The sequence below is a fragment of the Companilactobacillus ginsenosidimutans genome (genome assembly GCF_001050475.1).
GTDB classification, from domain to species: domain Bacteria; phylum Bacillota; class Bacilli; order Lactobacillales; family Lactobacillaceae; genus Companilactobacillus; species Companilactobacillus ginsenosidimutans.
This window is the reverse complement of record NZ_CP012034.1, coordinates 911,807-926,371: the sequence shown is the minus strand read 5'-3', so window position 1 is coordinate 926,371 and position 14,565 is coordinate 911,807. Positions and strand designations below refer to the sequence as shown.

Sequence of the window (14,565 nt, the reverse complement as noted above, 5' to 3'; positions counted from 1 at the left end):
ATGATAGGAACTATTTTCAATGTTACGATGATAATCATCGGTAGCGCCATTGGTAAATTCTTGCACCATGGATTAAAGCCGTCATATCAGAGGATTTTGACGCAAGCACTGGGTTTGGCTGCCATGGTCATCGGAATCAATGCCGTCGTCCAGAACATGCCAAAAAGCCATTATCCAGTCCTGTTCATAGTCAGCCTCGCAATAGGTGGAGTCGTAGGACAATGGATTAACATCCAAAAACATTTTGACGATGTAGTAGGTAGATTTTCAGGCGGAAATCTCGCCGAAGGATTAGCCACAGCAATTTTACTCTACTGCATTGGTTCACTATCGATTCTAGGTCCAATCCAAGCAGCCTTGAAGCACGACTACACATTCCTATTCACCAATGGGATGCTTGATGGAATCACCTCAATCGCCCTAGCATCGACCTTCGGATTCGGTATAGCAATCGCAGCTGGAGCCGTATTAATTTGGCAGGGAAGTATCTACGCAATTGCCATGATGCTGCAAGGGTCAATCGACACCAGCATGATAACCGAATTAACAATTGTCGGTGGAATATTAATTTTAGCCTCAGGATTAGGACTACTTGAAATTAAAAAAATAAGTGTCTTGAATTTATTGCCATCCTTGGCGGTGCCGATAATAGCAGTATTAATCCTGCAGGCTTTTTAAGGACGGCTTCCAATACTGTATGCAAGACTAACGGAAGCAGTGTCACATATCGAAAACAGTTAAAAGAGTTTAATTGTGTATACAATATACAATTAAGCTCTTTTTGATTTCCAATTCATAAATTATTAATCACTGTAATTTATTTTTAATGTAAAAAATGATATTTACCACAGAAAAGTAAACAATTTATTCGAACGAGGTTGACTTTGATTATAAAAAGTCTAATATTTCTTTACAATTACTTTTCTAGGAGGTAGATAGATATGAAATATGCAGTATTAGGCGCAGGTGCCATGGGGTTGAGATACGGATTACTCTTGCAAGATGCAGGCTTTCCAGTGGACTTTGTCGAAATTTGGGACAAGTCAATTGAGACAATCAAACAACAAGGTGGAGTATATCAATCAAGAGATAGAGAAAATAAGCATTTGGTGCCGGTCAATATTTATTCTCCAGAAGAATATCAAGGTGATCCAGATGTTTGGATCGTATTCGTAAAACAAATGCAATTAGCAGATGCTTTGAAGCGATGCAAACATTTATTTAATGACAAACAATATGTAATCGCACCAATGAATGGCATTGGTCACATCGAAAAACTAAATCAATATTTTGACTCAAATAAGGTTTTAAGTGGAACAGCAATGATTGCTACAGTCTTGAACGGACCTGGGGATGTCGATTTCATGGGACCAGCCGGAGCCGGAAGCATGAAGGTCGTTAATCAAAACGAAAAACCAGATGAAATGACCCACAAAATTGTCGAAGAGTTCACCAAAGCAAATTTGAACCCAGAACTAACAACTAATTTCATGGGAACATTAATGTCAAAAGTAATCCTGAATTCAGTTTTAAACACATTGTGTACAATGTTCGAAATTAGAATGGGCGAGTTCATCCAAGCACCCACAGCAGAAAAATTAGGTCGACAATTAATCAATGAAGCCTTTGACGTCTGCGAAAGAGACAACATCAAATTGTTGAATACAAGAGAAGAAGAATGGCAAGCAATCAAGTACGCAAGTACAACCAGCATGCCATTACACTTCCCATCAATGTATCAAGACTTGTCAAAGAACAGACCAACAGAAGTGGATTACATCAATGGATACATCTATGACTTGGGATTAAAACATCACTACGAAGCAACCACACATGATTACTTACGAAATCTAGTTCACTTAGCTGAATTTACAAAAACATTCAACGAAGACAGTTTGTTAGCAGTTGAAAAATAGAACGAAAAAGCCTCCTGGAGTTGGAGGCTTTTTGTTTTGAACATTAAATGAAGACTGTATAATCAAGTCGATAAAACCTTATATTTGCAGGTGATTATTATGAACTATAAAGATTTACAGATTGGAAAACACGGACTCCCCAGATGGGATGCAATGATACCCAGTGTTCTACACTATTTGAGTAATGGTGAAACAGTTCAGGGGAGAAAGATTGCAATGGATATTGCTGATTCTTTGGGGCTTCCCCCAGCCTTGCGTAAGGCGAACTATGAGAATAGGCAGAAAGCTAATATGATTGAGGATCGGATAAACTGGGCAGTTAGTGAATTGTATACATCTGGTTCTTTAAATAGACCTAAACGAGCAATGTATACAATATCAAAAGTGGGATTAGAACTTCTAAAATTAGATGACTCTGAAATAACAGAGGATAAAATTCATTCTCTGCCGGAGTATGTGAAGCACGTACAAGAATTGAAGCAGCGTGATAAGCTAACCAAAACCGTGGAAATACAAAAATCTGAAGATGATAGCGGGATTGATGAATTAATCAGAAAGACAACAAAATATAATAATGAAGTCGCATCGAAACTATTAAAAATGATTCAAGAATCTGAACCAACATTTTTTGAAAGACTGGTGATTCAATTACTTTCAAAGATGGGATACAAAGGGAAAAACGGGTCTTCAATTATCACACCATCTACAAACGACGGTGGAATAGATGGAATGATAAACCAAGATCCATTAGGAACGAATACTGTATACATTCAAGCTAAAAGATACAGTGATGGCAATGTAGTACAGCGTCCTTCTATAGAAGGATTTTATGGAGCGTTATCAAGAGTACATGCTGATAGAGGAGTGTTTATTACAACTTCCCATTTTTCAAAATCTGCTGAAGAAACAGCCAAAGGATTTTCGATAGTTTTAATAAATGGTATACAATTAACAAATTTAATGTTGCAGTACCAAGTAGGTGTTCAAATAAAACAAGAGTTAAATCTTTTCGAAATAGATGAGGATTTTTTTGATTTATAAAATTATCCACTAGACAGACTAAATCGTTAACTTGGTAAGCCTGTTTTTTTCTTACAATAATTTTAAAAAACGCGGAGGATATAAATTGAGGTGAGTTGAGGCAAGAAAGTAGCTGATGAAATCAGCACGCAGGTCAGGTTCCGCGGGGGCCCAAGCCGTGGCATTCATGTTTGCCTGCCAAAGGGCAGGCTTACATGAAAACCGAGTTCCGAGATTTTCGTGTACTTCGAAAAGCTCGGAATCGTGTTCACAGCGACCACGGCCCCCGCGGAACCTGACCGGAGTGCGGCATCCTTCACCAGCACTCCAACACCACAATAAATAGGAAATTAATAACCGTAGAAAATACCCGAACAAACGTTTCTTTGGTACAATAGTTAAGTACAGATTGGGGAAAATAATTAATGAAAATACTTTTTGTCGGAGACGTAGTAGGCAACATAGGAATCAAATCACTAGAGACCTACTTACCACAAATAAAAAAGGTTGTGAAACCACAGCTAACCATCGTAAACGGAGAAAATGTTAACGGTGGAAAAGGAATCAAAGTAGAAGATTACCAGAAGATTCAAGTGGCCGGAGCAGATGTAGTTTCCGGTGGTAATCACAGTTGGGACAAAAAAGAAGTATTGGATTTCATTGATGATCCCAAGAAAAACATTTTGCGACCATATAATTTTCCAGGAAAAAATGTTCCCGGTCGTGGATTTATTGAAATTAAAGTAAATCAGAAGAAAGTATACGTAATTAATATGCAGGGGACAGCTTTGATGGCTCCTCTGGATAACCCTTTTTATGCATTTGATGAATTGTTACCAACACTTGAGAAAGATGCAATTAAGTTTGTTGATTTTCATGCCGAGACAACTAGTGAAAAAATTGCGACAGCAATCTATCTGACTGGGAAAGTTTCCGCAGTTGTTGGTACACATACGCACGTTCAAACAAATGATGCACGAGTATTTAATAAAGAAACTGCATATTTAACAGATGTTGGAATGACTGGTTCATATGATGGAATTCTGGGAGTTAAAAAAGAACCCATCATCAATCGTTTTCTAACTCAAAGACCAAACAGATTTGAAGTTGATGAAGATGGAAGAATGCAGATTGGTTTTTGTGTTGTAGATGTCAATGATCAAACCAACAATGCTCGAAGTATCAAAAATTATGTAATCAATCCTGATAATAAAAAATTCTTAGAATAATGGTGGGGGAAATTTATGCCACAAAAAACAAAAGAAACTCCAATGATGGAACAATATCTGGAATATAAGAAACAATTTCCAGATGCTTTTTTGTTTTATCGAGTCGGTGATTTCTATGAAATGTTTTATGACGATGCAGTCAAGGGTTCACAAATCCTTGAATTGACGTTGACATCAAGAAATAAAAAAGCTGACGATAGCATTCCAATGTGTGGTGTACCCCACAAGGCTGTTGAAAGTTATATTGATATCTTAGTTGAAAAAGGTTATAAAGTGGCTGTTTGTGATCAGTTGGAAAATCCTGCTGACGCCGAAGGCAAAATGGTTAAACGTGGTGTTACACGTGTTGTAACTCCAGGTACTATCATGGACAACTCAAATCAAGCGACTGAGAATAATTACATTACTGCCATCACAACTAATAAAGGACACTTCGGATTAGCATATGCGGACTTATCAACTGGTGAAGTCAAAGTAACTTCTATTGAGAACCAGCTTGATTTAATTAATGAAATGCAAAATCTAGATACAAAAGAAACGGTTGTATTAGACACATTTCCTAAGAAGTATCTTGATCCTATTCGTAAGTTAGGAATCATGATTTCACGTTTGGGAGATCTTGAGGATAACTACAGCTTCGATTTCTCACAAGTTGAAGACGATAAAGAAGTCGATACTCTCAAACTTTTAATCAGCTATTTAATTAAAACTCAGATGCGTTCACTTGACCATCTGAAGGCTGCTCAAACTTATGAGACTTCAGCTTATTTGTTAATGGATCATAATGCCCAAAGTAATTTGGAATTGTTCAAGAATATCCGGACTTCGAAAAAGTCGGGTACTTTATTGTGGTTATTGGATGAAACAAAAACTGCTATGGGTGGCCGTCTGCTAAAACAGTGGTTGGCGAGACCATTAATTAGTTCAAGCAAATTACGCAATCGCCAGCACATAGTGCAGGTATTCATGGATAATTATTTCCAAAGAAGTTCATTCCAAGATTATTTGACAAAGGTTTATGACTTGGAACGTTTGGCCGGTCGAGTTGCATACGGAACTGTTAATGGACGCGATTTAATCCAATTGAAGACTTCACTTCAACAGGTGCCACAAATTAAGGCGATTTTACTTGATATCGGGGATGATCAACTTAGTTCATACGTTGAAAAAATTGATGAAGTTGCTGATATTCGTGATTTAATTGAAGATTCTATTGAAGAGGAAGCACCTATTTCAGTCACTGGCGGCGGCGTGATCAAGGAAGGTTACAATGACCAACTTGATCAGTATATTGATGCATCCAAAAACGGAAAACGTTGGATGGCTGAGCTTAAAGTTAAAGAGCAAGAAGCGACTGGAATCAGTAATCTAAAAATTGGTTATAACAAAGTTTTCGGTTATTACATCGAAGTTAGTCGTGGAAATGTTGATAAAGTTCCAGAAGGCAGATATCAAAGAAAACAAACTTTGACGAATGCTGAACGATACATCACTCCCGAACTTAAGGACAAGGAAAGCATTATCCTTGAGGCACAAGAGAAATCACAAGCTTTGGAATATCATCTTTTTGATGAAATTAGAAAGAAAGTTAAAGATCAAATTCGACGACTTCAAGCTTTGGCAAACATCTTGTCACAACTTGATGTCTTGCAGAGTTTTGCCGTAGTCAGCGAAACTTATCACTATGTTGCTCCCGACTTCGTAGAAGGTCACCAGCTTAAAATTGTTAATGGACGTCACCCCGTGGTGGAAAAAGTTTTAGGGAACAACACTTATATTCCCAATGATGTGACTTTTGATCCGGACACCGACATTTTGTTGATTACTGGTCCTAATATGTCAGGTAAAAGTACATATATGCGTCAAATGGCATTGACGGTGATCATGGCACAAATCGGATGTTTTGTGCCCGCTGAAGCAGCAACATTGCCAATATTTGACCATATATTCACACGTATTGGTGCTGCTGATGACTTAATTTCAGGTGATAGTACTTTCATGGTTGAGATGCGTGAAGCTAATGATGCACTGAAGAATGCGACTGACAATTCTCTAATGATTTTCGACGAAATTGGACGTGGAACTGCAACGTACGATGGTATGGCATTGGCGCAAGCAATAATTGAATATATTGATAAGAATGTTAATGCAATGACTTTGTTCTCGACTCACTACCATGAATTGACGGTACTTGAGAGTCAATTGTCTGGAGTTAAAAATGTTCACGTTGACGCTTCAGAAGAAAATGGAACGCTCGTTTTCTTGCACAAAGTTTTACCTGGCCCTGCTGACAAATCTTATGGTATTCACGTTGCTAAGTTGGCTGGTTTGCCAGATCAAGTTTTGTCACGTGCTGACAGTATTTTGACTCGTCTTGAAGCTGAAGGTGGAACTGAAATTACTGCTTCTGAAGATATGAAAGTTGCGGAACCAGTAGCAGAAGTCGAAACTAAAACTCCTGCCAAAAGTAAAGATGTCGATGATGGACAACTTTCTTTATTCCCAGAGGATGATCCAGAAATGCTTAAAGCAAAAGAAGTTGCAGAAGATTTATCAAAACAAGATTTAATGAATGTCACTCCAATAGAAGCAATCAATTTACTCTATAAGTGGCAACAAAAACTTAAATAAAGAAGGTGTAGTGTGTGGGTAAAATTCATGAATTACCAGTTGAACTAAGTAATCAGATTGCTGCTGGGGAAGTTATTGAACGTCCTGCTTCCGTTGTTAAGGAGTTGGTCGAAAATTCGATAGATGCCCATGCCAGCCAAGTTTTAATTCGTGTTGAACAATCCGGATTAAAATCAATCGAAGTAAATGATAATGGTGACGGAATTGCTGCAGAAGATGTTGAGGTCGCCTTTGCACCACATTCAACTAGTAAGATCGCCACCGATAGAGATCTATTCGCCATCAAAACTCTAGGTTTTCGTGGTGAAGCTTTGGCCAGTATTGCATCAGTGTCGAAACTGACCGTGTTAACTAGTACTGATGGGAAATCGGCAATTAAGGCTGATTTTGCTGGAAATACAATGTTAAGCAAGGAGACCTTTGCACGCTCAAAAGGAACCACTATGACCGTGCAAGATATCTTCTTCAACACGCCAGCACGTTTGAAATACGTCAAATCTCTTCACACAGAATTGAATCGAATTGTTGATATTGTAGACCGTTTAGCAATGGGCCATCCCGAGATTTCGTTTCGATTAATTCATGAAAAAAAGGATTTGGTCTGGACTTCTGGTAATGGCAACTTGCAACAAACAATTGCTGGTATTTATGGTCGGACGATTGCTAGTCACATGTTAAGTTTTGAAAACTCGGATACTGATTATGAGATTAAAGGTTACTTTTCAAAGCCAGACACAACGCGTTCGAATCGTTCATATATGTCGATGATTTTGAATGGTCGTTATATTAAGAACTATCAGCTATCGAGTGCTGTAGTCAGAGGGTATGGCAGTAAATTGATGATTGGTCGTTTTCCTGTAGCTGTGATTGATATTAAACTGGATCCAAATTTGGTTGATATTAATGTACATCCCACTAAGCAAGAAGTTAGGTTAGCCAACGAAAGTAGAATTGCTGACTTGATAAGCGAAGGAATAAGGAATCGATTATCAGATCAAAATTTGATTCCAAGTGCGGTTAAGAACTTGAATCGGAAGACGACGGTTGATGCTCCTGCATATAAACCTGAGCAAATTACCTTTGATGCGATTCCAACTTTGGATAAGATTGATGAAACGATTCATGAGCCTAAAGTTGCTAAGGATGAGTCGGCGGCAATTATTCCAGATGAGAATCCAATTTTGTCTGCGACTCCGATTTTTAAAGACCCGGTTCATTTGGAAAAATGGGATGAGCGTCTGAAAGAGGAATCTACCGAGAAAATTAATGTTGTCGATAATCATGAAAGCCAGACGTCGACTGATGAATTGATTCAACCTGAAGAGACTCGTCAAGAGTTTCCGGACTTGAGATATATTGGACAAATTCATGGGACTTATTTAGTTGCCGAGAGTCAGGATGGTTTTTATTTGATTGACCAGCACGCTGCTCAAGAACGTGTTAACTATGAGTATTATCGTGATGAGATTGGCAAGGTTTCGCGTGACCAACAGAGGTTGCTCGTACCAATCGTGTTAGATTACTCGAACACTGAAGCAATCATGATTAAGGATAAAAAGTACATACTGGAAGATATCGGACTACATGTCGAAGACTTTGGTCAGAACAGTTTTGTCATCAATACACATCCGACTTGGTTTGTGGAGGGGCAAGAAGAATCGACTATTCGTGAGATGATTGATTATGTTCTTAATGATTCGAAAATTAGTGTGGCAGCATTCCGTGAGAAGAATGCAATCATGATGAGTTGTAAACGAGCAATTAAAGCTAACCACCATTTGGATGATAGGGAAGCTATGCAGTTATTGCATAATTTGACCAAATGTGAGAATCCATACAACTGCCCACACGGTCGTCCTGTACTAGTTCAATTTAGTAATAAAGATCTAGAAAAAATGTTCAAGCGGATTCAAGATTCGCATGACACCAGAGAAAGTGAATAATTATGTTTGAATACTTAGATGGAAAAATTTCTTACATCGATCCTGCTTATATTGTGGTTGATGTAAATGGCGTTGGCTATAAGGTACAAGTTGCAAATCCGTACCGCTATGAACAAGATGAAAATACAAAAGTTTTCGTTGAACAAATCGTGCGTGATAACGAGCAATCCTTATACGGATTCTACGATTTAAACGAGAAAAAGATTTTCTTGAAACTTATTAGTGTTTCAGGCATCGGCCCAAAGAGTGCTTTGGCAATCTTAGCTGGACAAGATCATTCTGGATTAATTCACGCGATTGAAAATAATGATGTTAAATTCTTAACCAAGTTTCCAAAAATTGGTAAGAAGACCGCCCAACAAATTGTATTGGACTTGTCAGGTAAATTTACTGCAGAAGGTCAAATGATTTTAGGAGAGGCTCCAATTCCTTTGACAAACGGAACAGATTCTCCAGAATTACTAGATGGACTTGCAGCATTGCAATCATTAGGGTATTCTCCTAGAGAAATTGGCAAAATAAAAGATACACTAAAAGAACAAAATTTAGATTCAGCAGATGCTTATTTGCGTGCTGGTTTACAATTATTAACGAAGTAGAGGAGGTAGCTTTTGGATAATAATGACAGATTAACTGATGCTGATGCATTGAACGAAAAAGAAGATATGTCAGAAAAATCTTTACGTCCCCAAACGTTTGATGACTATTTAGGTCAAGAAAAAGCTAAGCATGAGTTGGATGTTTATATTCGTGCAGCCAAGCAACGTAAGCAAACTTTGGATCACGTCTTGTTATACGGACCACCAGGGTTAGGTAAAACAACTTTGGCGATGATTATTGCAAATGAAATGGGCGTTAACATTCACACGACAACTGGTCCCTCGATTGAAAAATCAGGTGACTTGGTAGCTGTTTTGGATGAACTTTCACCTGGTGACGTGTTATTCATTGATGAAATTCACCGTATGCCAAAAGCAGTTGAAGAAGTTCTCTATTCAGCGATGGAAGATTTCTACATCGATATCATTGTTGGACAAGGAACAGAATCGCGTTCACTTCACCATCAATTAGTTCCATATACATTGATTGGTGCAACTACAACTTCTGGTAAATTGTCAGCTCCATTGCGTGATCGTTTTGGAATTGTTGAACATATGGAATATTACAGTGAGGCAGAACTTTCAAAAATCGTCTTCCGTTCCGCTGACGTTTTGAATATTAAAATAGATGAAGACGGCGCACATGAATTAGCTAGACGGTCTCGTGGAACACCAAGAATTGCCAATAGACTATTAAAGCGAGTTCGTGATTTTGCGCAAGTTGGAAACAAAGACAAGATTGATTACGAAATTGCCAAATCTGCCTTAAATCAATTACAAGTTGATGACGCCGGATTAGATAGTTTAGATAGAAGAATTTTGAAAATGATGATTGACTTGTATGGTGGTGGACCACTTGGTATCAAAGTGATTGCTGCTAATATTGGTGAGGATCAAGAAACTATCGAATCTGTCTATGAACCATATTTAATGCAAATGGGATTTTTGAAGCGTACTGCTCGTGGTCGTATCGTGACGAAAAAGGGCTATGAACATTTAGGCTACCCATATCCCGAGGAGGAAAAATAATGACTTTAACGACTGAAGATTTTGATTACAATCTACCCGAAGAATTAATTGCACAAACTCCAATTAAAGATCGTGATCACTCGCGGCTATTAGTTTTGGACCACGAGTCTGGAAAATACGAAGACAAACATTTCTATGACATTTTGGATTATTTGAATCCTGGGGATGCGTTAGTTATGAACAATTCACGTGTTTTGCCAGCTAGATTGTATGGTACAAAAGAGGGTTCAGAAGGTCACGAAGAGGTATTGTTGTTGAATAATACAGAAGGTGACAAGTGGGAAGTATTAATGAAACCTGCTAAACGTGCACATCCAGGAACTGTTGTTACATTCGGTGATGGTCAATTAAAGGCAACAGTTCTAGAGGACTTGGAACATGGTGGAAAGATTATTGAATTCCATTATGATGGAATTTTCTTGGAAATTTTGGAAGCATTAGGTGAAATGCCATTACCTCCATACATCAAAGAGAAACTAGATGACCCAGATCGTTATCAAACCGTTTATGCAAAAGAAAATGGTTCAGCAGCAGCACCAACAGCAGGATTACACTGGACAAAGGATCTACTAGAAAAAGTTCAAGAAAAAGGCGTTAAATTAGTCTACTTAACACTTCATGTGGGACTAGGAACATTTAGACCAGTAACAGAATCAGACATCAGTAAACATGTCATGCATTCAGAATTTTACAGATTAGACGAAGACTCAGCCAAAACATTAAATGAAGTAAGAAAAAATGGTGGCAAAATAGTAGCCACCGGAACAACATCAATTAGAACCCTAGAAACAATCGGAACAAAGTTTAATGGAGAAATAAAACCAGACAGTGGTTGGACAGATATCTTCATCAAACCAGGATACCAATGGAAAGTAGTCGACGAATTCATCACAAACTTCCATTTACCAAAATCAACACTAGTCATGTTAGTCGCCGCATTTACAGGACGTGAGAATATTCTCAATGCTTATCAACACGCGATAGATGAGAAGTATCGGTTCTTTAGTTTCGGAGATGCAATGTTTATCAAGTAAGAGAGTGGAGGAGGTCGGTAGACTTCGAGCATTGCCTAGATAAGACGTTAATGCGCTTTTGGCATTCACGCCTTATCGTAGCAAGCGGAAAAGTCTGACCTCCGCAACTCGTTTCAGCAGTCAGAACCAGAACAGCATAAAAGTGTCTTGAACTGCAAGCACTTGACCCACCCGAAACTAACCAAAAATCAGAAAAAAGACATAGAGGGGAACCCCCCTCTATGTCTTTTAACCACAGCACTAAACCAAACTAAAATCCAAACCAGAAAGGCCCAAAAATGCCAAACCCAGCAGTAAAATACACACTACTAAAAAAAGAAAAGCATACCGGAGCCAGACTAGGCTTAATCGAAACTCCACATGGAACTTTCGAAACACCAATGTTCATGCCAGTAGGAACAGAAGCAACAGTTAAAAATATGGCCCCAGAAGATCTAGAAAAAATTGGTGCCACGATTATCCTTTCTAATACATATCATCTATGGTTAAGACCAGGTGAAGATATAGTTAAAGAAGCTGGTGGCCTGCACAAATTTATGAACTGGAACAAAGGTATTCTAACTGACTCAGGTGGTTTCCAAGTATTCTCATTGGCAAAAACAAGAGATATCACCGAAGCTGGTGTGCATTTCAGAAATCATTTGAACGGTAGAAGAGAGTTTCTCTCACCTGAAAAAGCCATTCAAATTGAAAATGATCTTGGTCCAGATATTATGATGAGTTTGGATGAATGCCCACCATTTTTCGAAAGTTATGATTACATCAAGGATTCAGTAGCCAGAACAAGTCGCTGGGCAGAGCGTGGATTACAAGCTCATAGAAATCCTGATTGGCAAGCACTGTTTGGAATTGTTCAAGGAGCTGGATATGAGGACTTACGTAAACAAAGTGCCCAAGATCTCGTCAGCATGGATTTCCCAGGATATTCAATTGGCGGATTATCTGTTGGAGAGTCTAAAGAGGAAATGAACCATGTCCTAGATTTCACTACACCAATGTTGCCAGAGAACAAACCTCGTTACTTAATGGGTGTTGGTTCAGCTGATGCATTGATAGATGGAGTAATTCGTGGAATCGACATGTTCGATTGCGTGCTACCAACCAGAATTGCCAGAAATGGTACATGTATGACAACTCATGGACGATTAGTCGTTAAAAATGCCAAGTACGCCCGTGATTTCAGACCAATTGATGAAGATTGTGACTGCTATGTATGTCGCAATTACACACGTGCATATATCAGACACTTAATTAATGCTAATGAATTATTTGGTACTCATCTAACTAGTTACCATAATTTATACTTCCTACTCAAGTTAATGGCAGATGTTCGTCAATCGATTAAAGATGATAATTTATTAGAATTCAGAGAACATGTCTTCGAACAATATGGCTTTAACAAGAAAAATGCAAAAAACTTCTAATAATATTAGATAAATGTTTTCGTTTTCTGGATAGAATGCATAATATTTGGTATTATTATGTTATGTGAAATAAATCAATGAGGTGAATAATTTGAATATATTAACACTAGGCGCTGCTGCTAATCCAATTGGAAGCTATGGAATGCTTATCTTCATCGTAATTTTATTTGTCGGTATGTACTTCATTTCAATTCGTCCACAAAAGAAGCAACAACAAAAACGTCAAGATATGCTTAAACAAATGGACAAGGGTGACAAAGTTGTTACTCTTGGTGGTATCAAAGGTACTGTTGAATCAATCGACCGTGAGGCTAAAGAAGTTGTAGTTGATTGTGATGGTATTTACTTAACATTTGATCTTAACTTTATTCGTTCAGCTAGTCCTGCAGATAACGTTAAAGATGCAACAAACAAAAATGCTAAAAAGGTTGAAGCATCAGATGACAAAGCTGATGAAAAACCAGCTGAAGAACCAAAAGAAGAAACTAAAGCAGAAGAAAAACCTGCTGAAGAAGCTAAATCAGACGATACAAAGTCAGACGACGCTGAAAAATAATCAAATTAAAAAGCTGAGATTAATTTCTCAGCTTTTTTTGTATATGTATTTATTTATGATGTTCCAGAAAATACAAAATAATTAAAATCACTGGAGATGTAACTAGAAAGATAATATTCCAGTTTAAGTTTCTTCGCTTATCATAATTCAAAAGTACAAGGGTAATTACCACTGCTACAATCAGCAAGGTGAATACTAGTAGCAACTCCAAAATATTTTTTCCCCCGGATTAAATTATATGGAACAGATGAAGAATAAGTGAAAATACATGTTGAAGTATAAAAAGGAATAGAAAAATGTCTGCAAATGAGAATCTACGAAGCAAGCTCCTTGTCTTAGGACTGAAGTTGTAAACAAGCCAAAAACATAATAGTAAAATACAACCAACTAGTAGGTAGCCAATCACTGTATGACTTGAAATCATCGTTTTTCTCCGAAGAATTAAGCTTATTTGATATATATCATATTATAGACTGATAGAACAATTAAAATAGGTTATTCGTGGATCATAACCAAATCTTGTCAAAATATTGTTTTATTTTATTTTTTTAAAATAAAAATGACGTTAGATATAATCTATATGATATTATAAATAAGTAGTAACAAACCTCATGTAATCGATAACTATTCAATGTTTTAAGCAAATAAATATGAGGTCACATAAGTAATAGAAAGGACAATTATGAAATTTAACCGAAAGTTTTACCGAACTTCGGATTTTTTCTTTGCCATTTTTGTTTTTATATTTGAACTGGCAATCTTAGGTAACCATAATTTTCATTATCTAAGAGTTGCCACAAACATGTCGAGTCTGCTGACTTGGTCAATTGTAGGACTGATGTTTTTACTTAAGTCATTATTTATTTCAAAAGATGGAGCGTCACAACGAAATCCAAAAATTAATAAACGTAACTATTTCATCACAATTATCTTAATGATAGTGTTAGATATTCTCATCTTTGGGTTGTGGACTGGGAACGTGATTACTTCAACTTCAGTGTTTATAGTTTCGATCATGGTCAATTTTTTTGGAATCTATTTTGCAAATTATTTTGGTGGTGGATTTCAAAAGCAAAACGATCCAACTATGAACAAATTTGTGATTATTGCCATAGTAGTTTTGATAGTTCTAATGGCAATTCCTGCAATATTGATGTTATTTATAAAATGATTGTAAAAAAAGT

Annotated in this window: 12 protein-coding genes; all 12 read left to right on the top strand. The window is 37.3% G+C overall.

Translation table 11 applies throughout. The features are described from left to right. The 12 genes from ABM34_RS04905 (at position 1) to ABM34_RS04850 (ending at position 14,552) form a co-directional block, all read left to right on the top strand. The gene (locus ABM34_RS04905) at positions 1-678 is read left to right on the top strand and encodes a DUF554 domain-containing protein (protein WP_048703908.1); all 678 of its coding nucleotides are present in this window, start codon (positions 1-3) and stop codon (positions 676-678) included. 263 nt (positions 679-941) lie between these two features. Next, on the top strand, positions 942-1,916 hold the full coding sequence (locus ABM34_RS04900) for a ketopantoate reductase family protein (RefSeq protein ID WP_048703906.1): 975 nt from the start codon (positions 942-944) through the stop codon (positions 1,914-1,916). 99 nt (positions 1,917-2,015) lie between these two features. Continuing rightward, a complete protein-coding gene (locus ABM34_RS04895; RefSeq protein ID WP_064505400.1) occupies positions 2,016-2,957 on the top strand; it encodes a restriction endonuclease in 942 nt (313 codons plus the stop codon). Between the two features lie 404 nt (positions 2,958-3,361). Next, entirely contained in the window at positions 3,362-4,165 is an 804-nt protein-coding gene (locus tag ABM34_RS04890) for a TIGR00282 family metallophosphoesterase (protein WP_048703904.1), read from the top strand. Positions 4,166-4,180: 15 nt separating this feature from the next. Continuing rightward, the gene (mutS, locus tag ABM34_RS04885; protein ID WP_048703903.1) at positions 4,181-6,796 is read left to right on the top strand and encodes a DNA mismatch repair protein MutS; all 2,616 of its coding nucleotides are present in this window, start codon (positions 4,181-4,183) and stop codon (positions 6,794-6,796) included. 14 nt (positions 6,797-6,810) lie between these two features. Then, positions 6,811-8,739, top strand: coding sequence for a DNA mismatch repair endonuclease MutL (gene mutL / locus ABM34_RS04880; RefSeq protein WP_048703901.1), 1,929 nt, complete (start codon positions 6,811-6,813; stop codon positions 8,737-8,739). 2 nt (positions 8,740-8,741) lie between these two features. Then, the gene (gene ruvA / locus ABM34_RS04875) at positions 8,742-9,338 is read left to right on the top strand and encodes a Holliday junction branch migration protein RuvA (RefSeq protein WP_048703900.1); all 597 of its coding nucleotides are present in this window, start codon (positions 8,742-8,744) and stop codon (positions 9,336-9,338) included. A gap of 12 nt (positions 9,339-9,350) precedes the next feature. Further along, on the top strand, positions 9,351-10,367 hold the full coding sequence (gene ruvB, locus ABM34_RS04870) for a Holliday junction branch migration DNA helicase RuvB (RefSeq protein ID WP_048703897.1): 1,017 nt from the start codon (positions 9,351-9,353) through the stop codon (positions 10,365-10,367). Continuing rightward, on the top strand, positions 10,367-11,401 hold the full coding sequence (gene queA, locus ABM34_RS04865) for a tRNA preQ1(34) S-adenosylmethionine ribosyltransferase-isomerase QueA (protein ID WP_048703891.1): 1,035 nt from the start codon (positions 10,367-10,369) through the stop codon (positions 11,399-11,401). The genes ruvB and queA overlap by 1 nt, the downstream gene beginning before the upstream one ends. A gap of 278 nt (positions 11,402-11,679) precedes the next feature. Further along, positions 11,680-12,825: a tRNA guanosine(34) transglycosylase Tgt gene (gene tgt, locus ABM34_RS04860; protein WP_048703890.1), complete on the top strand. Its 1,146-nt coding sequence runs from the start codon at positions 11,680-11,682 to the stop codon at positions 12,823-12,825. Positions 12,826-12,916: 91 nt separating this feature from the next. Then, complete coding sequence (gene yajC / locus ABM34_RS04855; protein WP_232298621.1) at positions 12,917-13,381, top strand: preprotein translocase subunit YajC; 465 nt, start codon at positions 12,917-12,919, stop codon at positions 13,379-13,381. A 682-nt stretch (positions 13,382-14,063) separates the two neighbouring features. Further along, on the top strand, positions 14,064-14,552 hold the full coding sequence (locus tag ABM34_RS04850) for a hypothetical protein (RefSeq protein ID WP_048703888.1): 489 nt from the start codon (positions 14,064-14,066) through the stop codon (positions 14,550-14,552). Positions 14,553-14,565: the final 13 nt, after the last annotated feature.